Origin of the sequence: Streptomyces sp. 11x1, assembly GCF_032598905.1 — a bacterium.
Taxonomy (GTDB): domain Bacteria; phylum Actinomycetota; class Actinomycetes; order Streptomycetales; family Streptomycetaceae; genus Streptomyces.
Genome location: NZ_CP122458.1, coordinates 8,317,362 through 8,337,623 on the forward strand (window position 1 = coordinate 8,317,362; position 20,262 = coordinate 8,337,623).

Annotated in this window: 14 protein-coding genes and 2 pseudogenes; 13 read left to right on the plus strand and 3 right to left on the minus strand. The window is 71.6% G+C overall.

Annotated elements, in window-relative coordinates; genetic code table 11:
• Positions 1–5: 5 nt before the first annotated feature.
• Entirely contained in the window at positions 6–749 is a 744-nt protein-coding gene (locus tag P8T65_RS36480; protein WP_316729474.1) for an SRPBCC domain-containing protein, read from the plus strand.
• A 30-nt stretch (positions 750–779) separates the two neighbouring features.
• Here P8T65_RS36480 and P8T65_RS36485 read toward each other — a convergent pair whose 3' ends face one another.
• Positions 780–2,603, minus strand: a complete 1,824-nt coding sequence (locus P8T65_RS36485) for an endonuclease/exonuclease/phosphatase family protein (protein ID WP_316729476.1) — start codon at positions 2,601–2,603, stop codon at positions 780–782.
• A 400-nt stretch (positions 2,604–3,003) separates the two neighbouring features.
• Here P8T65_RS36485 and P8T65_RS36490 point away from each other — a divergent pair, with 400 nt between their 5' ends.
• From P8T65_RS36490 to P8T65_RS36545, 12 genes and pseudogenes are all read left to right on the plus strand, one after another.
• Complete coding sequence (locus P8T65_RS36490; protein ID WP_316729477.1) at positions 3,004–4,545, plus strand: hypothetical protein; 1,542 nt, start codon at positions 3,004–3,006, stop codon at positions 4,543–4,545.
• Positions 4,546–4,548: 3 nt separating this feature from the next.
• Positions 4,549–4,800 (plus strand): annotated as a pseudogene (locus tag P8T65_RS36495) (alkaline phosphatase PhoX); the annotation flags it as partial.
• A gap of 508 nt (positions 4,801–5,308) precedes the next feature.
• Positions 5,309–6,895, plus strand: coding sequence for a TROVE domain-containing protein (locus tag P8T65_RS36500; RefSeq protein ID WP_316729479.1), 1,587 nt, complete (start codon positions 5,309–5,311; stop codon positions 6,893–6,895).
• Between the two features lie 102 nt (positions 6,896–6,997).
• Positions 6,998–7,636, plus strand: a pseudogene (locus tag P8T65_RS36505) (GntR family transcriptional regulator); the annotation flags it as partial.
• Positions 7,637–7,792: 156 nt separating this feature from the next.
• Positions 7,793–8,812 carry a 1-aminocyclopropane-1-carboxylate deaminase gene (locus P8T65_RS36510; protein ID WP_316729480.1) on the plus strand — a complete coding sequence of 340 codons (1,020 nt, stop codon included), beginning with the start codon at positions 7,793–7,795 and terminating at the stop codon, positions 8,810–8,812.
• A 187-nt stretch (positions 8,813–8,999) separates the two neighbouring features.
• Positions 9,000–10,730, plus strand: coding sequence for a serine protease (locus tag P8T65_RS36515; protein ID WP_316729481.1), 1,731 nt, complete (start codon positions 9,000–9,002; stop codon positions 10,728–10,730).
• Complete coding sequence (locus P8T65_RS36520) at positions 10,717–12,993, plus strand: tetratricopeptide repeat protein (RefSeq protein ID WP_316729483.1); 2,277 nt, start codon at positions 10,717–10,719, stop codon at positions 12,991–12,993. The genes P8T65_RS36515 and P8T65_RS36520 overlap by 14 nt, the downstream gene beginning before the upstream one ends.
• A gap of 63 nt (positions 12,994–13,056) precedes the next feature.
• The gene (locus tag P8T65_RS36525; protein ID WP_316729484.1) at positions 13,057–14,466 is read left to right on the plus strand and encodes a vWA domain-containing protein; all 1,410 of its coding nucleotides are present in this window, start codon (positions 13,057–13,059) and stop codon (positions 14,464–14,466) included.
• Complete coding sequence (locus tag P8T65_RS36530) at positions 14,463–15,416, plus strand: hypothetical protein (RefSeq protein ID WP_316729485.1); 954 nt, start codon at positions 14,463–14,465, stop codon at positions 15,414–15,416. The genes P8T65_RS36525 and P8T65_RS36530 overlap by 4 nt, the downstream gene beginning before the upstream one ends.
• A 5-nt stretch (positions 15,417–15,421) precedes the next feature.
• Positions 15,422–16,678, plus strand: a complete 1,257-nt coding sequence (locus P8T65_RS36535) for a hypothetical protein (RefSeq protein WP_316729487.1) — start codon at positions 15,422–15,424, stop codon at positions 16,676–16,678.
• A 22-nt stretch (positions 16,679–16,700) separates the two neighbouring features.
• Positions 16,701–17,048 (plus strand): CU044_2847 family protein, encoded by a 348-nt coding sequence (locus P8T65_RS36540; RefSeq protein ID WP_316729489.1) that lies wholly within the window; start codon positions 16,701–16,703, stop codon positions 17,046–17,048.
• A gap of 43 nt (positions 17,049–17,091) precedes the next feature.
• Positions 17,092–18,609: an MFS transporter gene (locus P8T65_RS36545; protein WP_316729491.1), complete on the plus strand. Its 1,518-nt coding sequence runs from the start codon at positions 17,092–17,094 to the stop codon at positions 18,607–18,609.
• Between the two features lie 109 nt (positions 18,610–18,718).
• Here the strand turns inward: P8T65_RS36545 and P8T65_RS36550 are convergent, their stop codons facing one another.
• Together P8T65_RS36550 and P8T65_RS36555 are read right to left on the minus strand one after the other, a co-directional pair.
• The gene (locus P8T65_RS36550) at positions 18,719–19,933 is read right to left on the minus strand and encodes a TerD family protein (RefSeq protein ID WP_316731842.1); all 1,215 of its coding nucleotides are present in this window, start codon (positions 19,931–19,933) and stop codon (positions 18,719–18,721) included.
• A gap of 74 nt (positions 19,934–20,007) precedes the next feature.
• Positions 20,008–20,229: a hypothetical protein gene (locus P8T65_RS36555; RefSeq protein WP_316729493.1), complete on the minus strand. Its 222-nt coding sequence runs from the start codon at positions 20,227–20,229 to the stop codon at positions 20,008–20,010.
• Positions 20,230–20,262 lie beyond the last annotated feature (33 nt).

Here is a 20,262-nt window from a genome sequence, read left to right on the forward strand (position 1 = left end):
ACGTCATGCCCAAGGAATTCGAGATCGCCCGTGAGTTCGAGGTCGACGCCACCCCCGAGGAGGTGTGGGAGGCCGTCACCGCCGGAACCGGCGGGTGGCTGTGGCCGATGGAGGCACCCGAGCCGCGCGTCGGCGGCAAGGGGCCGTTCGGCTCCGAGGTGACCGCGTGGGACCCGCCGCACCGGTACACCAACCGCGTCGAGGACGTGGAGGGGATCTCCGAGCAGACCCTCAACCAGCTCGACTACACGATCGAGCCGCGCGAGGACGGCCGGCGCGCCTGGGTGCGGTACGTGCACAGCGGCGTCTTCGTCGACGACTGGGACAACCAGTACGACGGCGCCGCCAAGCACACCGCCTTCTACCTGCACACCCTGCGCCAGTACCTGACGCGCTTCGCCGGCCGGAAGATCACCGCGTTCGCCACCTTCGACGGCCCCGAGGCGTCCGGTGGCGCGGACGCGCTCACCGTCGTGGGACGGGCGCTCGGCCTCGCGGACGACACCGTCGAGGGCGCCCGCGTCCAGGCCGAGGGGCCCGGCGGGCAGCGTTTCGAGGCCGTCGTCGACTACCGCGACCCGTACTTCATCGGTCTGCGCACCGACGACGCCCTCATCCGCTTCTTCGGCCGCAACCACTGGGGCCACCGCGTCGGCATGAGCGTCCACGACTTCGCGCCGGGCGCCGACGCACAGGCCGACGAGAGCGCGTGGAAGGGCTGGCTGAACGGAGTGTTCAGCCAGCCCTGAGAACACGACACCCCGTCGGCCTCGCGGGTGCTACGGCCTGAAGCGCAGCACCTGCGGGTCGTGGTCGCTGATCTGGTCGTTGAACTCCGCGTTGGTGTGCACGCTGTCGTACGTGAAGTCGCACGAGCGCCGGATCGACGGACTGATCAGGATCTGGTCGAGGACCTGCGTGTTGCCCTGGAAGACGTACGAGTAACGCTCGCTCCTCGGCAGCGACTTGACCGCCGACCACAGGGCGCCGCCGTCCTCCAGCAGCTCGGCGGTCTCGGAGAACTCGAAGTCGTTGATGTCGCCGAGGGCGATGACGTCCGCGTTCCTCTCCTTCGCCAGGATCTCCTTCACGAAGGTGTTCACGGCGGTCGCCTGGAGGTGACGCTGGGTCTCCGAACTCCGCTTCGGCGGCTGGAACTCCGAGTGCAGCGACTGGTCGCCGCCCTTGGACGCGAAGTGGTTCGCGATCACGAAAACGGACTTGCCGCGGAAGGAGAACTCGCCGACCAGCGGCTTGCGGCTGTCCGTCCAGGCGGCGTTCGCCGGGTCGATACGGCCGGGGGAGACCGTCAGCCGTGCCTTGCCGTACGCCTTCGTCACCCCGACGGCGGTCGTCGCGTCGCCGCCGGCACGGTCGGTGAAGGAGACCCGCTCGGGGTTGAACAGGAAGACCTGGCGGATGTTGCCGCCGGGCGCGCCGCCGTCCGCGAGGTTCACCGGGTCGATGGAGCGCCAGTCGTACGTCGGGCCACCGGCCGCCGAGATCGCGTCGATCAGCTTCTTCACCGTCTGGTCGGCGGCGACCGTACCGTCGTTGGTGGCGCCGTTGTTGTCCTGGATCTCCTCCAGGGTCACGATGTCGGGCGACTGCAGGTTGTGCACGATCGCCGCCGCGTGGTCCGCGAAGGAGGTGTCCGAGGGGTCCAGGTTCTCGACGTTGTACGTCGCCACCGCCAGCTCGCCACGCCCCTGCTTACGGGTCGTCTCGCGCTCCAGGCCGCCCTGCTTGAGGGTGCCGAGCTGGTTGGCCACCAGCGTGTAGCCGCCGAACTGGTTGTAGTCCAGGGGGCCGGCCGTGGCGCCCTTCAGGGTGTCGCCGACGTTCGCCTTCGGGAAGTCGGCGACCGCGCCCAGCGACTGGATCTGGAGCCGGCCGGTGTTCTGCGAGGTGTAGGAGCCGTACACCGTGCCGCCGCGGCGGTTGTCGTTCTCCCAGGGCTTGACGGTGACCCACAGCTCGGTGAACGGGTCGGTGGCGCCCACCACTCGGGCGTCGGCGACCTGGACGTTCATGCCCTCCAGGGACTCGTAGCGGTCCAGGGCGTACGTGCCGGGGGTGAGGGTGAGGCCGTTGATCGAACCGCCGGCGGCGGTGTCACCCGTCGGGGCGTACCGGTTCGGCACCGACCTGGCGTCGACGACGGTCGGGGCGGGGACGGCGTTGCCCGTGGAGACCACCGTGATCGTCGGGCGGGTGATCTGCGTCACGGACTGGTTTCCGGACGAAGTGCCGCCCGGCACGAACTCGGAGACCGTGCCCGCGACCGACACCGCGTCGCCCACGGAAACGGTCGGCCGGGAGCTGGTGAAGACGAAGACGCCCTCACTCGTGGCCGGGTTCGAGTCCGCCTGGGTGTCCTGGATCCAGAAGCCGCGCGAACCGTAGGTGCGGACGCCCGTGACGATGCCCTCCACCCCGGTCACCTGCTGACCGGCGAGCGGGGACGTCCGGGTCGTGCCCTGGATGTCGTGGATGCGTATGGAGTCCGCCTCGGCGGGCGAGGTCAGGACCACGGCGGACACCGTGGAGCAGATGGTGGCGACGGCCAGCGCGCCGATGCGCGCGGTTCTCTTGCTCGGCAAGGGGATCCCTCCGGGGACGTACGTGAGCGCCGGGACGAGAGTGGACGGGGGGTGGCCTGCGACCGGTGGGGCGGTGCGACGCGCGTAGAACCCCGACGGACGCCGACGGGGTTCGGTGAACCCGGGCGGTCGCGCCAGTGGGTGGCCCTGTGATCCTCGCAGAGCTACCCGTGAGTTTCTACGCGCGTCAATCTCCTGCCTGGTCACGCCAGTTGTCAAGGTTTCAGCCACACCCAACTCCTGGCAGGTACATGAACCGGGCGGCATGGGTTCAAATCCGTCTAGGCTGAGCGGCTGCGTACTCGTACGCGTATCGCCCTCGGGCGCCGTCTCTCGGCGGCCCCGAACCGCTCGGCCGCTGTTCGTCACTTGTTCCGATGTTCCGAGGAGATCCCCGCCGATGTCAGACAGCTCGCCACTCCCGCCGGTGCGGCTCCTCTCCGAAGCGGAACTGGCGCGGGAGGCGCTCGCCACGCCGCTGCTCGCGCGCGCCGCGCGGCTCGCCCGCTGGGCCGGCCCGGACACACGGGTGGGCGCCGGGGGCGAACTCATCGACGAGCAGTTGCCGGAGGCCGCCGGGGTGCTCGGGCTCACGGGTGAGGGGGCGGGGAGCGCGGGGAGCTCCGCGAGCGCCCGGGACACCGGGGACGCCGGGAGCGTCGCCGGTGGTGTCGACGGTGAGGACGCGGCGGCCCTGGCGAGCGAGGCGTGGCGGGTGGCCATGGACACCGGCCTCGTCGAGATCGTGGACGAGGAGGCCGGGACGGTCACCGTCGGCGAGGACCTCGCGTTGCTCACCTCGGGCGGACCGCAGGACGTGCTCGGCATCTGGCTCACGGCCCTGGAGACCGCCCTCGCCGACGCGAGCGTGCCCGACCTCGACGGCCTCGTCGAGGCCATGGACTCCGGCGGCGAGATCGACTTCTCCCGGCTGGACTGGGACCCCGGCGCCGAGGCGGACTTCCTCGACGGAGTGCTCCGCAACCTCTACCTCCTCACCGCCGGCGAGGGCGGCCCCGAAGGGCCGGTACCGCTGCCCGCCCTCGCCGCCTCGATGATCGTCCCCGACGACATGGGCGAGCCCACCAACGACGTCCTGGAACAGGTCTCCGACGCCATGATGCGGCTCGACGACCAGTTCAGGGTGCTGGAGCCGATCGGGCTGGTGGAGTACCAGCCGGTGGACGAGGCGCTGATGACGGACGCGGAGGAGGCCGTGGCCGCCGCCGAGGGGGCGGGCGCGCCTGCCGTCGACGACACCGATGTCACCCGGTACGGCCTGGTCCGCCTCACCCCGCTCGGGCTGTACGGGGTACGGGCGCGGCTCCAGGAGGCCGGCGTGGTGGCGCCCGCCGTGGGGGACCTCGTCGACAAGGGCGCGGACGTGCTGCTCGACGGCACCGCCGCGTTTCCGCCCGCGGCGGCCCAGGCCGAGACCGAGCAGTGGCTCGCCCGTCGTGAGTCGCTGGACGCGGCGCGGGAGCTGCTGGCCGCGGCGCGCGGGTCCGACGCGGGTGCTCCGCTGCGGCGGCTGCGCTGTCAGCAGGCGCTGTCCCTCGTGGGGGCGGTGGCCGAGCCGGCCCTCCGGGACGTGCTGGACGACCCCGAGCTGGGCGGGCTCGCCCGGGTGTGGCTGACCGAGCGCGGGGCGGGGGATGTGCCGGCGCCGTCCGAGGCGATGGTCTTCTGGCTCACGATCGACACGGTTGCCGCGCAGTTGGCCGCGGAGGGGAACTCGGCGGAGCTGAGGGCGCTGATGGAGGGGTTGGCCGCGCAGCACGGGTCGTTCTTCGCGGCGGCGTGGCGGGTGGATCATCCTGCGACGCCGGATGTGCTGGAGGCGATGGGGAGGATCCACCCCGACAAGAAGGTGGCGAAGGAGGCCCGGAAGGCGGCGTTCAAGGCGCGGTCGCAGATGGGGTCGGGGGGTGGGGGCGCCTGACAGCACGGCGGCATCGCCCTCGCCGAGGACGGCGAAGGCGTCCAGCACCTGTTCGGCGCCACCGACAGCGGCCGTACCGACCCGATCGCCCGCAACGACCTGAACATCGGCACCGACGAGGGGCCGGAGTACAGCGAGTTCGCCGGTGTCACCTTCTCGCCCGACGGAAAGACCCTCTACGCCAACATCCAGACTCCGGGAATCCTGCTCGCCATCACCGGGCCCTGGAAGCGGCGGAAGCGGTGGATTAATTAGTTGGCCCGGCCCGTGGCCCGGCTCCTAGAGTGGTGCCTGTCCAGGTGCGAAGGCAGGACCTACTTCCACTCATAATGGGGCGGCCGCGGGTTCGAGTCCCGCCACCGGTACCAACTCGCCGGTGTAGCTCAGGGGTTAGAGCACCTACGTCGGTTCCGCCGGCTTCGATCTCTGGACACCCAAAGCTTTACGCACCTCCCGGTGCGACACGATCTCGGGAGGCGCGGCAGATGGTGGGTGCCCGGTGCGAAGGCAGCGGATACTTCGGGAACTGGTGGGGACGACTCCTCGTGCGGGTTCGAATCCCGTCATCGACCCAGGGTCGGTGTGGCGGAACGGAAGACGCGCCAGTTGATAAGCGCCGTCGCCGAATTCGACCTCGGGCCCCTTCCCTCTGCCGCGCCTCCCCCAGAAATCAGACATCTGAAGGTCGATATCCGAAACCCGGTATCGGAACAGGAATTCCACGCACGAAGTCCGAAGTGCTGAAGAATTCGGGGGATTCATCATGGCGCGATTCAACACGAAGGCAGGCAAGGCGCAGCCCACCTCCCGGGTCACCTCGACGGGGCGAGTGCTCCGTACGTACGAGGGCGGCCGGGGCCGTGAGCGGGACGAGCGCTCGGAGCTGTTCCTGCTCTCGCTCGCCAACTTCGTCGCGCAGAAGACCTTCTACGAGAGCGGCGAGGACCGCGACGACCGGTTCGCCGCGCTCGTACGCCGACTCGCCGTCACCGACCCGGTGTGGACGGCCGGCCTGCTCGGCTGGCTGCGCGGGGAGGGAAACCTCCGTACGGCCTCGATCGTGGGCGCCGCCGAGTACGTGAAGGCACGGCTCGACGCGGGCGTCACCGACGGGCCCACCAACCGCCAGGTCGTCGACTCGGTCCTGCGGCGCCCGGACGAGCCCGGCGAGCTGCTCGCCTACTGGACCTCGCGGTACGGGCGCGCCCTGCCCAAGCCCGTGAAGCGGGGAGTCGCCGACGCCGTACGACGGCTCTACCACCCCAAGTCGCTGCTGAAGTACGACACCGCGTCCAAGGGCTACCGCTTCGGTGACATCCTGAACCTGGTGCACGCGGCGCCGGACCCGGCCAAGCCGTGGCAGGGCGACCTGTTCCAGTACGCCCTCGACCGGCGCCACAACCCGGACACGGCGGTCGTGCCCAGGTCGCTGCCCGTGCTCGCGGCACACCGTGACCTGATGGAGCTGCGGCCCGCGAAGCGGCGCAGGGTCGTGACCGGCTCGGGGGGCGCCCAGCGGCTCGCGGACGCGGGCATCACCTGGGAGGCGCTGGCCGGTTGGCTGCAGGGGCCGATGGACAAGGCGGCCTGGGAGGCCGTCATTGCGTCCATGGGGGCCATGGCTCTGGTGAGGAACCTGCGGAACTTCGACGAGGCGGGCGTCTCCGACGAGGTCGCGGCCCAGGTGGCGGCGCGGATCAGTGACCCGGCGGAGGTCGCGCGGTCGCGGCAGTTCCCGTTCCGTTACCTCTCGGCGTACCGGCACGTACCCTCGCTGCGCTGGGCGTACCCGCTGGAGCAGGCGCTCGGCCACTCGCTGGCCAACGTCCCCGCGCTCCCGGGCCGGACCCTGGTCCTGGTCGACCGCTCGGGTTCGATGTTCTACTCGCGGTTGACCGACCGCTCGTCGCTCACGTACGCCGACGCGGCGGCGGTCTTCGGCACGGCGCTCGCGCTGCGGGCGGCCGACGCGGATCTCGTCGAGTTCGGGAGCACGAGCCGGGCGGTGAGGTTCGGCGCGGGCGAGTCTGTGCTGAAGATCATCGGCCGCTTCGGCGACCTGGGCGGCACCGACACCGCCGAGGCCGTCCGCCGCCACTACAAGAAGCACGACCGGGTGCTGATCGTCACCGACGAACAGGCCACCTACAGCCACTACGGCGACCCGACCGCGCAGGTGCCGGCCGACGTCCCGGTCTACACCTGGAACCTCGCAGGGTACCGGGCGGGCCACGGCCCCTCGGGAAAGGCGAACCGGCACACCTTCGGCGGTCTCTCGGACGCCGCCTTCCGGATGGTTCCGCTGTTGGAGGCGGCACGGGACGCCGACTGGCCGTGGGCGGTGGAGTGACCCTCGGCCGCTGGCCGACGAGGTGAGTGTGGCCCGTGTCCCAGTGGGGGCACGGGCCACACTCTTGTTCGTAGCCCGTACTGACATCTAACATTTCAGTTCATGGAGGCCATACGACCGGTCGGGCGAACCCTGCTCAGGGACCGTGCCTACCAAGCCATCCGGGACGCCATCGTGGCCGGGGAGATCGAGCCCGGCGCGGTGGTGCGCGACGCCGAGTTCGCGGAGTTGCTGGGGCTGTCCCGGGCGCCGGTGCGGGAGGCGTTCTCGCGGCTGGTGGACGAGGGGCTCCTGGAGAGCAAGCCGCAGAGCTACACGCGGGTCACGCCCGTCGTGGCCGCCGATGTGCGGGACGCCGCGGCCGTCGTCGGGGCCATGCACGAACTGGCCACCCGGGCCGCCGTGCCCCGGCTGTTCGCGGCGGACGTCGAGACCATGCGCTCGGCCAACGAGCGGTTCGCCGCCGCCGTCCGCACCGGCGACGTGGACGCCGCCCTCGTCGCCGACGACGAACTCCACGACGTCCTAGTCCGGGTGAGCGGCAACCACGCCGCGGCCGCCACCATCGCCCGCTACACCCCGCTCATCCGCCGTCTGGAGCGCCGGCGCTTCGGCGAGGGCGGCAACTGCCGCTCGGCCGGACTGCACGAGCAGCTGATCGAGGCCTGCGCGGCCGGCGAGACCGACGAGGCGGTCCGTGTGACGGCGGAGATCTGGCACGGCCTGGCCGCGCTCGTCGACGAGAGCGAACAGGGCGACGAGAGCGACGAGGGCGAAAAAGCCGAGCAAGCCGAGGCAGCCGGGCGAGTAGGCGGACCCCGGGCCGAGGCCGTCGACCAGCAAGCCGCCGACGCGGCGGACCACTGACCCACTCCAAGGACATCCCCGGGAGGACCCGTGTCCCTTTCTTCCTTCGAGCGCTATCCGCTCCTCTTCGGGCCCTCACCGGTGCACCCGCTGGAGCGGCTGACCGCCCATCTGGGCGGCGCCGCCGTCTGGGCCAAGCGAGAGGACTGCAACTCCGGTATCGCCTACGGCGGCAACAAGACCCGCAAGCTGGAGTACCTGGTCGCCGACGCGCTCGCGCAGGGCTGCGACACCCTCGTCTCCATCGGTGGTGTGCAGTCCAACCACACCCGTCAGGTCGCCGCCGTGGCCGCGCGCGCCGGGCTCAAGTGCGTGCTCGTGCAGGAGAGCTGGGTGGACTGGCCGGACGCCGTCTACGACAAGGTCGGCAACATCCTGATCAGCCGCCTGGCGGGCGCCGACGTACGGCTCGTCCGGGCCGACTTCGGCATCGGCTTCAAGGAGAGCTGGGAACTGGCGCTCAGGGAGGTCGAGGAGAGTGGCGGCAAGCCGTACGCCATCCCGGCCGGTGCCTCCGACCATCCCCTCGGCGGCCTGGGCTTCGCCGGCTGGGCGTACGAAGTGGCCGAGCAGGAGCGGGAGTTGGGCGTCTTCTTCGACACGGTGATCGTGTGCTCGGTGACCGGCTCGACCCAGGCCGGCATGGTGGCCGGTTTCGCCGCGCTGGAGGAGGCGGGTGGGCGGCCGCGCCGAGTCATCGGCATCGATGCCTCGGCCAAGCCGGACAGCACCCGTGAGCAGATTGCGCGGATCGCGCACAACACCGGGCAACTCATCGGTCTCAAGCGAGAGTTGACCGTCGCCGACGTGGAACTGGACGAGCGGTACCACGCCGGGATCTACGGCGTCCCGGACGACGCCACCCTCGTCGCCATGCAACTCGCGGCACGCACCGAGGGCATGGTCACCGACCCCGTCTACGAGGGCAAGTCCATGGCGGGGATGGTCGATCTGATCGAGCGCGGCGAGATCGACGCGGACTCCACCGTGCTCTACGCGCACCTGGGCGGGCAGCCGGCGCTGAACGCGTACAGCGGGGTCATCCAGTGACGCCCTGCGCGATGACCTGACCGCGCGGGGGCGGACCCGGCCCCGTTCTGCCGCGTCCCTCCCGTCCACGCTCCGCGCGACAGTCACCCCTCGGACGTCAGTCCACTTCTGCGGGGCAGCGCCGTGCGACGGCCCAGGAGGGACGCGACGCCAGGGCGGAAGGGCACGCCCGTGGCAGGGTGACCGCATGCAGCGGCATCGCCACGGTGAGAATCCCTGGCGCGTCAGAGTGGACGACGACAGCGGTCGGCCCCGTGGAGCCGGCGTCCTCCTGGACAGTCGGCACGTGCTCACCTGCGCGCACGTCGTCGCCGAGGCCGGGGCCTCGCCGGACAGCGCCGACGCGCATGTCCGCGTCACGAGCGCCGTCTGCCGCCCGGAGTGGAGCGTCACGGCACGGATCGAGCCGGGCGAGTGGGTGTACCGCAACCGCACACGACGCGGCGACGTCGCCCTTCTCCGGCTCGACGACCCGGCGCCGTGCGACGGCGGCACCCGGCTGTGGCAGGCCCCCGTCTCCGGCGGAAGGGTGCGGGTGTACGGCTTCCCGCGCCTGGAGGAGAACGGCATCGGTGTCGACGCCGAAATGGCGGGCTCCGGCTCCCGGGAGGGCGAGTGGGCCCAGCTGAACCCCGTGCACGGCGGTCGGCCGTGGATCGAACAGGGCTTCTCCGGCTCGGGCGTCGTGGCCCTCGACGGCGACTTCGCCGGCCGTGTCGTCGGCATCGTGGTGGCCGACTTCGTCGACGGTGACGCCAGAGCCGCGTGGATGCTCCCGACCGAGACCGTGCGCGGCTATCTGCCCGGCCTCGAACCGTATGTGCAGGGCGCGCCGACCACCTGTCTGCTCCCGGCCGGCGCCACACCCCCGCACCAGGGGCTGGACGACCCCCTGCGCCTCACCCTCACCCAGGAACTCGTCCGTCTGCTCAGCGGCGAATGGTCGGGCACCGTGGTGCTGACCGGCGGCGCCACCGAGACCGGCACATCGTGGCTGGTACGGCTCGTACGCACCGCGGACCCGGTCGCACGCGCCGCGATCTCGGATCTCGAACTGTCCACGGCCCCGCGTCACACCGTCCTGCGTCTCGGTTCCGTCGACGCGGCGTACGACGCCCGGGGCAGAACGACGGCACAGGTCCGGCACTATCTCGCCGACCGGTTCGGTTTCCCCCACGACGCCGCCGACCTGCTGCACCGGCTGACGCACCGCACCCCTCCCGTCTGTCTCGTCCTCGCCAGGGTGGACCGCTCCGCCGAGCCGGAGTCGCTGCTGCGCGACCTGCTGAGACCGCTCGCGCTGCGGGCCCGGACCCGTGGTGTCCGGCTCGTCCTCGGGTTCGACGCGGGGCCGCCGCCCGGTCTGCCGTACGAGGTCGCGCTCGGCTCGGACATGATGGACGACCACGTGGACGAGGGCCCGCCCGAGGCCGTGCCGCGCGAGGACGCCTGTGAAACCGTCGAACGGCTCAGCGGCGCGGAGGACGACGCCTCCACCCTGTACGCGCGGTGGGGGCTGAGCTTCCTCCGCTCGCCACGGCTGCCGCCGCGCCGCGCCCCGCAACTGCGCGTGCGGCTCGCCGTGGCGAAGGGCCCGGGCGCGCACGCCGAACTGGCGGCGATCGCCGCGGCGGCCCGTTCGGCGCTGCGCGAGGTGGCGGGTGCCGAACGGGAGCTGGGGCGGCTCGTCGGCCGGTACGACGACCTCCTGCACGAACTGGAAGTGCACCGGGTACGGGCCCGGGACGCGTTCGGCGCCGAGGACGCCGACCTCGCCGCGCGGTACGGATCGGCGGCCGGACCGCTGCGCACCGTGCCGGTCGACCTCAAGGCCGCGCGGACCGCCGTCGCACAGTACCGGGACGAGGTCCACCGGCGGATCGAGCAGGCCAGGAGGGACAGCCGTGGAGAGGTGTGACCGGTCCGACTGCGGCGTCGGCACGATCGACGAACACGGGTTCTGCGGCGTGTGCGCCCTGCGTCCGCTGCGCCGGTTCGGGCCGCCGACGTCCATACCGGCGCCCGAGCCGCCCCAGCTTCCCGGGCCCGTCGGCGAAAGTACGGCGGCGGTCGTGGTCCCGGAAGAGGCCGGACAGCTACCCGGCGGCGTGGCGGTGGCCACCGCCGTGGAGGAGGCCGGACGGTCCCCCGGCGACGACCCGGCGGTCGGCGCCCCCGAAGAGGCCGAACAGGTTCCCACGGCACCCTGGTGGGGACTGGACCTGGTGGACACGGAGTGCGCGCGGCCCGCACCGGACGCCCCGGGAGCGGACCGGCCCGACAGGGACGCGACACCGGGCACCGAGGAGCACGACCCCTGCCCGAACCCGACCTGCGGCGCCGCAGGCCGCGGGGACGAAGACCCGGGAGGCCGGCACCAAGGCCAGGACCCGGGCCACTGCACCGTCTGCCGCGCTCCGTCCGATCCCGCCTCGGGACCGCACGGCCGGACCCTCGCCGACCGTTACGTCGTCAAGCGGATGCTCGGTGCCGGTGCGTTCGGGAAGGCGTACCTCTGTCACGACCACAACCTCAACACGGACGTGGTGCTCAAGGTCCTGCAGGAGTCGGTCGCGAGGACGGCCCGCGAGGAGCGCAACGCGCTCGTCGGACTCCGCCACGACAGCATCGTCCGCATTCTCAGCTACGAGCCCCAGGGCCCCTACCTGGTCCTCGAACACATCCCCGGCACACGGTTCGCCGCACGGCACGGCGACTCGCTGGAGCTCCTCCTGGCACACGGCCTGCGCATCCTCCAGGCACTCGACTACCTGCACGCCCGCCAGTTGCTGCACTGCGACGTGAAGCCGTCGAACATCATCCGGTTCACCGAGAAGGGCGACACCGCCGCCCACGACCGGGTGCGTCTCATCGACTTCGGCGCCGTCCGCTCCATGAAGGACACCCACCCGCTCGTCGCCTTCACCGCGACCTACGCCCCGCCGGAGCGTCACCCGGGCACGGGCGAACCCGACCCCGAGCACGACCGCCCCACGGCGGGCCTGGACCTGTACTGCCTGGGCAGCACGCTCCAGGAAGTGTGCCGGAGCCATCTGCGCGCCGGCCCCCAGGACATCCCCGTCGACTCCCTGAACCGGTTGCTGCGCCGCGCCACTCGCGTCGATGCGCCGGAACGCCGCTTCACCTCCGCCCGCCAGTTCGCGGAACAGCTCAGCGGTGTGATCCGGCAGGTCGTGGCGGCAGCACCGAGGAGCCGGCGGTGTGCGCGGGTCTCGGTGCAGTTCGGATCCATGACCGAGCCGCTGCACGGAGGACTCGGGGCGGCGCGCCCCCTCCGGCACTGGGTGGACGCACGCATAACCCCGGACGGAGCCTGCCGGCTCGGGGCACCCTTCGCCCCGCCCACCCGGCTGGAGATCATGGCGGCCCTGCCGCCCCCGCCCCCCGACCCCTACCACCGGCGCACCGGGGACCGGGCCCGGCTCGCACTGGACGCCTGCCACGACGCGCTGCGGCGGGGCGAGACGACCGAGGCGGAACGGCTCCTGTCCGACGCCGCCCTGCCCGAGTGGGACTGGCCGCACCACTGGTACGCCGGTCTCGTCGCCCTCGCCCACGACCGGCCACGGGCCGCGGCCGACCACTTCGAGAACGTCCGGGACCTGCTGCCGGGCGAACTCGTCCCGTTGCTCGCCCTCGGACTCTGCGCGGAACGCGACGACCGGCTCGCGGCGGCCCGGACGTACTACGAGGCGGTGGTCCACACGGCTCCCGCGCTCGGCGCCGCGAGTTTCGGCCTCGCCCGGGTGCTGCTGCGGGAGGGGCACCGCGCGGACGCCGTGGCCACGGCGGAGCGGCTGGCACAGGAGTTCCGCTTCGAGCGGACGGCGGGGATCGCCGCGGTACGCCTGCGGGTCGCCCTGACCACTACCAAAGCCCCGCTCGAACTCGGCCCCGGCGACGTGGAGTCGGCCGACAGCGCACTGGAGGATCTGGTCATCGGCCACAACGAGCGGCTCGGTGTGCGGGCGGAGATCGCGTTCGCGCAGTACGCCGTGTCGGGCCGGCCGCAGGGCCTCTCCGAAGCCGTGCGGGACCTGGCGCCGTACGCCGAGGACCGGCACGACCACCGGGATCTCGTCGACCTGGCGAACCGCCTGCGTCCCCCGATCAGGTGGCCTTGGTCCCGACTCGCACCCAGGAGACGGCGGACGACCTAGAAAGATCGTGCAAGCGGCGGCTCCTTGGCTGCCTTGTGCTGGGGGGACATGACTTCGGGGGACATGAACACGAGGACGACGGCCACGGGGGCGACACCCGGGCTGCGCTTCACCATCGAGACGGACGTGGCCGGTGACCTCGCGCACGACGCGCAGCGGGCGGACGCCCTGGTCACCGTCCGCGGCGAGCCCGTCGCGGGCCGGACCGCCGACGTGCCGCTCGCCGAGGTCCTCGTGATGGACTGTTCGCTCTCGATGGCCGACGCCGGAAAGATCGGGGCGGCTAGACAGGCCGTCTGCGCCGCCGTCGACGCCCTGCCGGACCACACGTACTTCGGCGTCGTCGCCGGCACCCACGTCGCCCGGAACGTCTTCCCGCCCCCGCCGGAGCACGGGCTGGCCGTCGCCGGCCCCGCGACCAGACAGGCCGCGAAGCGCCGGATCAGCGCCCTGTGGGCCGAAGGGGGTACGGCGATCGGCCGCTGGCTGACCCACACCGCCGACCTGCTGGAGTCGGCACCCTCACAGGCCGTGCGCCACGCCTCGCTCTACACCGACGGCAGGAACGAACACGAGACCCCCGAGCAGCTGGAGCGTGCGCTGGCCGGCTGCGCCGACCGCTTCGTGTGCGACGCGCGGGGACTGGGCGACGACTGGAGCTACACCGAACTGCTGCACATCACCCAGACGCTGCACGGCAGCGCGAGGGCCGTCGACGCGAGCTCCCTCACGGACGACCTCACGACGCTGGTACGGCAGGCCCAGCGTCTGGTCGTCCCCCGGGTCTACCTGGGCCTGCGGCTCGACAGCCGCTTCCGGCTCGCCTCCGTGCGCCAGATCCGTCCGGTCGAAGCCGAGTTGACGGGGCATCAGCAGCGTGACGGGGGCCTCCTGCACATTCCCCTCGGTTCCTGGGGCGCCGCGCACCGGCAGTACCGGCTGTCCCTGCGGTTCGCCGCCCCCTCCCTGCCCGTCGGCGAGGAACTGCGCGCCGCCCATATCGAACTCCTCGCGGAGACCTCCACCGGTGAGCGCGCACGCTGCGCGGACGCCAGGGCGATGGTCGTACGACGGCACACGACCCGGGACCCGCTCCCCGCCCGGCCCGAGGAACTCACCCGCGCGGAGAACGCGCACGAACTGGGCCTGGCCATGCGCGGCTGCGCCAACGCCCACGGACGAGGGGACCTCTTGGAAGCACATCAGGAACTGCGCCACGCGCTGGCGCTCGCACATGACCTGGACGACAGCGCACGCGTACGGCTGCTGGAGAGCGTCGCGATCAGGGACGACCACGGCGAGGTCCTGCTGCGGCCCGACGTCACCCGGGGCGAGATGCAGCGCGTCGGTCTCGAATCGACGTACCGAGCCGCAGCGCCGACCGGGCCGGGGGAACCGGTCGACGCCCTGCCGCCCCCACGTCCCGACAGCCGCGAGGACGCGGAGCGGGGGACGGGGGCGGGGGCGTCATGACGGTACGGCTGGACGAACCGACGTCGTCCGACGCCCGAGCGCACCCGGTCGAGGTGCTGCGGCGGCTACGGAACGGCGTGCTGGCCTGTATCGCGTTCGTGGCCGTGGCCGTGGTGGCGGTGGGGACGGAAGCCATGATCAACAGCATTGCCGCGGAGAGGACGGAGCAGTCGCGGAGCAATATCCGCAGAGCGACGACCGCGGCCGAACGGGCGAGGGACGAGCTGAGGCTGAGCTTCGCGAACGGCAACGTGATTCTCACGGGCACCGGGTCGGGCTTCGTGAACAAGATCGGCGAGGCGAACACGGCCATCGCCCTGGCCATGGAAGGCAACACCACGGGCAAGGAGGGACGACGGAACTTCCAGTTCGTGCTGGGGCAGTTGGCCACCAGCGTCCACCTCGCGGACATCGCCGCCCAGCAGTACGACCGCTTCCCCGCCGGGGAGGAGCACAGGCAGGAAGTCGCCCGGTCCGCGTTACAGGCCATGGAGGCCGACGACGAGACCTATCGACGCCAGTCGGACGGGGAGAGCGTGGCGGTGCCCTACACCGGCGGCCTGATCCCCGCCCTCGACGCACTCGGGGATTTCCAGAAGGCGCAGGCGCAGCGGCAGCGACCCGACTGGGTGGAACCTCCGGTGCTGCTGTCGCTGTTGCTGGGACCCGCGCTGGTCCAGCTGATCCTGGCCTGGGTCACCGCACGCGTGCTGGCGACGCACTTCCGGCGGTGGGTGAGCCCGATGCTCGGCGCCTCGCTCCTGATCACCTTCGCCGTCGCGGTCCTCGTCTGTGCCCAGGGCCCCCAGTACGGCGACGGCCACGTTCTCACCCAGCAGAGCTATGCGATGGTCATGCCGGTGCTGCTCTCCCTGCTGGCCGCCGCCGCCGTGCTGGCGCACCGCGCCTACGGCCCGCGTCTGGCCGAGTACCGGTTCCCGGCGTCATGAGGGCGATGGGGGCGCGGCTCGCTCGATGTGCCCTGGCCCTCGGCCTGTTGCTGGGCCTCTCCGGCTGCGCGGAGAAACCCCGGCGCACCGTCACGATCATGGTGCCGTGGGGAGGGGCCGAGTTCAGCGCGTTCCAGTCGATCATCTCGGCCTACGACGAGGACCACGGTGAGATCGAGGTGCTGGTCCAGGCCACCCGCGCGCTGGACCAGCACCTCGACTCCGCGGCGAAGAAGGCCAACCGGCCCGATCTGGTGGTTCTCCCCAGCCTCGGCTCCATCCGGCGCTATGAGCCTGTCCTGCAGCCCATCGAGAACATTCCGGCGTCCCGATTCCGGGAGCCCTTCAGGCCACCTGCGAAGGGCGATGGCCTCCTGGCCGTTCCGGTCAAGGTCGATGTCAAGTCCCTGATCTGGTACGACCCCGCCGTCGTCGGGGCGCGCCCCGTATGGCGGTCGGCGGTGCGCGCCGAGCACGGTGCCCCGGGCGGGAGTTGGTGCCTCGGGATGGAATCGGGGGCGACATCGGGCTGGCCGGGCGCCGACTGGATCGCCGACATCCTGCTCTCCGGAGACGGGGGGAAGGAGATGTACGAGGAATGGCTCCGCGGCCGGCTCTCGTGGGAGTCACCCAGGATGAGCGCGGCGTGGCGCGAGTGGGGCGAGGTGGTTCGCGGCACCTCGCGCGACGCGTCGGTGAAGAACTTCACCGACGTCGCCATGGAGATGTCCGGCGTCGACCGCACCTGCGACCTCGCGCACGGTGCGCTCGGCGCGCTGCGCTCTCCGACCGCCTCCCTCGTGGCGGAGAACTACGCGTTCACGGCCCCCGCGAAGGACGTGCCCGTGCAGGTGTCGGCCGACTACATCGCCATGTTCACAGCGAACGAGGACACCAGGAACCTGGTCGCCCATCTGGCCGACGCGACCACCCAGCGCCGCTGGGTCGGCGGCGAGGGCAGTTCGGCCTTCTCCGCCGTCCGGGGGGTCATGCCGCCCGAGAAACCCCGGGACGCCCAGCGACTCGTCGCCGGGATCCTCCAGGACGACGCCCGCACCCTCTGCTTCAGCGCCGCCGACACGATGGCCCCCGAGCTGGCAGCGGCCTTCTACCGCGCGGTCGTCGACTACTTCGTCCACCTGCGCTCGGACCGGAAACAGGAGGTGCTCGCCGAGCACCTCAAGGCGCTCGACAGGATCAGCGCCGACCTGAAGCCCGCCGAGCGGCCGGACACCACCGCCAAGTTCTGCACCGCCCCCTGAACCGAGCCCGAGAAAGGCCCTCATGTCAGACGTCGTGACCTTTTCCCTCGCCGACGGAACAACCGTCGCCGTGGCGCCCGCCAACAGCCGTGTCGGTACCGGGGCCGTCGGACTGGGCGACCGGCTGCAGACCGCCGAGCAGAGCCTGCGGGAGGCGCTGGCACCGGTGACCGCCGCGGCGGCCGAGATGATGGACGGCTTTCGGCAGGCCGGCCGGCGGCCCGACGAGGTGGAGGTCGGCTTCGCCGTCACGCTCGACAGCAAGCTCGGCGGTGTCATCGCCAGCGCCAAGGCCACGGCCCACCTCAACGTCAAACTCCGCTGGACGGCTCGGCCCACGGCCCCCGAGCCGGGCGCGGCCGGCGGCTGACCCCGACCCACCACGCACTGCCCCGACACCCAGAAAGGCGGCCATGTCGTCTGCACCAGCCGGATCGGACACCCCGGGAGTCGTCCGGAGCCTGATCCCGGCGAGAATCGACCGTCTGCCGTGGACCCTCTTCCACACCCGGCTGGTGGTGGCGCTCGGGGTGGCGTGGATCCTCGACGGCCTGGAGATCACCCTGGCCAGCCTGGTCATGGGGTCCCTGACCAGGCCGGAGACACTGAACCTGTCGGCGGCCGCGTCCGCCGGCACGGCGACGGTGTATCTCGTCGGCCAGGTCGTCGGCGCCCTGTTCTTCGGCCGGATGACCGACCGGTTCGGCCGCAAGAACCTGTTCCTGATCACCCTCGCCGTCTACCTGGTGGGCAGCGGCCTCACGGCGGCGACCGCCGGCTCGGGCACCTGGTGGGTGGTCTACCTCTATGCCACCCGGTTCATCGCCGGTATGGGTATCGGCGGTGAGTACGCCGCCATCAACTCCGCCATCGACGAACTGATCCCGGCACGCTACCGGGGTCGCGTGGACATCGGGGTCAACGGCACGTACTGGGCCGGATCGGTGGTTGGCGCGCTCGTTCAGCTGGCCGTCTACAACCAGTTCCTCCAGGACGATCCGAGCCTCGCCTGGCGCATCGGTTTCCTGATCGGCCCGGTGCTCGGGCTGGTGATCATCCTCGTCCGGCGCAACCTCCCGGAGAGCCCCCGCTGGCAGCTCATGAACGGACGCGCGGCCGAGGCCGAGGAGTCCATCACCCGCATCGAGGCGGAGGTGCGCGAACGCGGCGGCACCCTGGAACCCGTCGCGGAGAGCCGGGCACTGGAGATCAGGCCCGCCCGGCACACCGGCTATCTGCGGCTGGTGCGGGTGCTGTTCCGCGACTACCCGAAGAGGTCGGTGTACGCACTGACCCTGATGGTCACCCAGTCCTTCCTCTACAACGCCATCTACTTCACCTACGCGATGGTCCTCGGCGTCTTCTTCGACGTCCGCGACGCCGACATCCCCCTGTACGGCCTGGCGTTCGCGGTGGGCAACCTGCTCGGTCCGCTGACGCTCGGCTGGCTCTTCGACATCGTCGGCCGCAAGCAGATGATCGCCGGCACCTATCTCGCCTCGGGGACGCTGCTGCTCGTCAGCGGACTGCTGTTCCGGGCCGGGCTGTTGACGGCGACGACCCAGACCGCGGCCTGGGTGATCGTCTTCTTCTTCGCCTCGGCGGGGGCGAGCGCGGGATATCTGACGGTGGGAGAGATCTTCCCGTTGGAGGTGCGGGGCAAGGCCATCGCGGTGTTCTTCTCGATCGCGCAGCTCGTCGGCGCGGTCGCCCCGCTGTTCTACGGTGCCCTGATCGACGACGCGAACCCCGACCCCCACCACCTCTTCCTCGGCTACGCGGTCGGAGCGGCCCTGATGATCACCGGCGGGCTGGTGGCGGCCGTCCTGGGCGTGGCGGCCGAGGGGCGGTCGTTGGAAGACATCGCCGTACCCCTGTCCGTCAAGGAGCACCTCGCCGAGCAGGCGGCCGAACGGGCGGACATCAGGTGACGGGAGCGCCGATGAAGTGACGGGCGGCCTCGCTGTCGTCCTGCCGCGGCACACGCCGGGCGCACCCTCTTGGGGGCACCCGGCGTCGTGTGCCGGGGCGGATGTGCTCTCAGAGCGCCTGGGCCGCCGGCTTCACCATCCCCCTGACCGTGCGGGACTTCACGAAGTCGCCCATCGCCGTCATCTCCCACTCGCCGGAGAACTGCTTGATCATCTTGGCCATCATCACGCCGGTCTGGGCCTCGGCGTTCGTGAGGTCGAAGCGGACCAGCTCCTCGCCGGTCGCGGCGTCGAGGAGGCGGCAGTAGGCCTTGGCGACCTCGGTGAACTTCTGGCCGGAGAAGGAGTTGACGGTGAAGACCAGCCCGGTGACCTCCTGGGGGAGCCGGCCGAGGTCGACCACGATCACCTCGTCGTCGCCCCCGCCCTCACCGGTGAGGTTGTCGCCGGAGTGCTTGATCGCCCCATTGACGATGGACAGCTTGCCGAAGTAGCAGCTGTCGATGTGGTTGCGCTGGGGGCCGTACGCGATGACCGATGCGTCCAGGTCGATGTCCTTGCCCCGGTACGCCGGCTCCCAGCCGAGGCCCATCTTGACCTGCGAGAGGAGCGGGCGGCCGCCCTTGACCAGGGAGACCGTCTGATTCTTCTGGAGGCTGACGCGACCCTTGTCCAGGTTGATCTTCCCGGCACCGGGCGCGGGCGGGGCCGGAGGGGCGGGGGGCGCCGGGGGCGCGGCGACGCGGGGGTCCACGGCCGGGGCAGGCGGGGCGGCCGGGGGCCGCATGGCGGGGGCGGGCGGGGCGACGGGCTGGGCCGGGGCCGGGGCGGGTTCCTCCACGGTGACGCCGAAGTCCGTCGCGATGCCCGCGAGGCCGTTCGCGTACCCCTGGCCGACCGCGCGGGCCTTCCACGCGCCGTTGCGCAGATAGACCTCCACGATCACCAGGGCCGTCTCCGAGCCCAGCTGCGGCGGGGTGAAGGTGGCGATCGCCGCGCCGCTGGCCGCGTCGCGGATCGTGGCCGTCGGTTCGATGCCCTGGAAGGTCTGGCCGGCCGCGTCCGGACTGGCCGTGACGACGATCTTCTCGATGCCCGGGGGCACGGCCGTCGTGTCCACCGTGATCGAGTCGGGGGTCGTGCCGCCGCCGGAGCGGTACGTCACGCCCGGGCCGCTCGGCTGGTTGTAGAAGATGAAGTCGTCGTCCGAGCGCACCTTGCCGTCGGCGGTGAGCAGCAGGCCCGAGACGTCGAGCCGCACGGGCGCGGCGACGTCCACCGCGACGCGGGTGACGGGCAGCGGGATGTTCGAGCCGGGGGTCATAGCGGTCATGCCGGGTGAACGATTCAAGCCGCTTTACCGTTCCCTTACCCAGGCGTGCCGGGCGGCCGTTCGGGTCAGCGGCGGTTGCGGGGGTGCTCCCGGGCCGTGCGTTCGTTGCCCCGTCGGTAGTTCCCGGTCCAGCGGGCCATGACCAGCTGTGGGTCGCCCGCCGCGACCTCGGCGAGGAACCGGGCGGCTCGTGGGCCGCGCAGCGTCGTGGCCGCGCGGCCGTGGTGGTCGATCGTCACGGTGTTGTCGGAGTGCTCGGTGTAGGTGAATCCGCTGGGGCGTGGCATGTCCCGGATGGTAGGGGTGGCAGCGGCGACGGC

Excerpts from the sequence above, each read along its gene's own strand:
- P8T65_RS36480 (WP_316729474.1), top strand. The coding sequence starts at position 6 with ATGCCCAAGGAATTCGAGATCGCCCGTGAGTTCGAGGTCGACGCCACC.
- P8T65_RS36490 (WP_316729477.1), top strand. The coding sequence starts at position 3,004 with ATGTCAGACAGCTCGCCACTCCCGCCGGTGCGGCTCCTCTCCGAAGCG.
- P8T65_RS36500 (WP_316729479.1), top strand. The coding sequence starts at position 5,309 with ATGGCGCGATTCAACACGAAGGCAGGCAAGGCGCAGCCCACCTCCCGG.
- P8T65_RS36515 (WP_316729481.1), top strand. The coding sequence starts at position 9,000 with ATGCAGCGGCATCGCCACGGTGAGAATCCCTGGCGCGTCAGAGTGGAC.
- P8T65_RS36525 (WP_316729484.1), top strand. The coding sequence starts at position 13,057 with ATGAACACGAGGACGACGGCCACGGGGGCGACACCCGGGCTGCGCTTC.
- P8T65_RS36530 (WP_316729485.1), top strand. The coding sequence starts at position 14,463 with ATGACGGTACGGCTGGACGAACCGACGTCGTCCGACGCCCGAGCGCAC.
- P8T65_RS36535 (WP_316729487.1), top strand. The coding sequence starts at position 15,422 with ATGGGGGCGCGGCTCGCTCGATGTGCCCTGGCCCTCGGCCTGTTGCTG.
- P8T65_RS36540 (WP_316729489.1), top strand. The coding sequence starts at position 16,701 with ATGTCAGACGTCGTGACCTTTTCCCTCGCCGACGGAACAACCGTCGCC.
- P8T65_RS36545 (WP_316729491.1), top strand. The coding sequence starts at position 17,092 with ATGTCGTCTGCACCAGCCGGATCGGACACCCCGGGAGTCGTCCGGAGC.
- P8T65_RS36550 (WP_316731842.1), bottom strand. The coding sequence starts at position 19,933 with ATGACCCCCGGCTCGAACATCCCGCTGCCCGTCACCCGCGTCGCGGTG.
- P8T65_RS36555 (WP_316729493.1), bottom strand. The coding sequence starts at position 20,229 with ATGCCACGCCCCAGCGGATTCACCTACACCGAGCACTCCGACAACACC.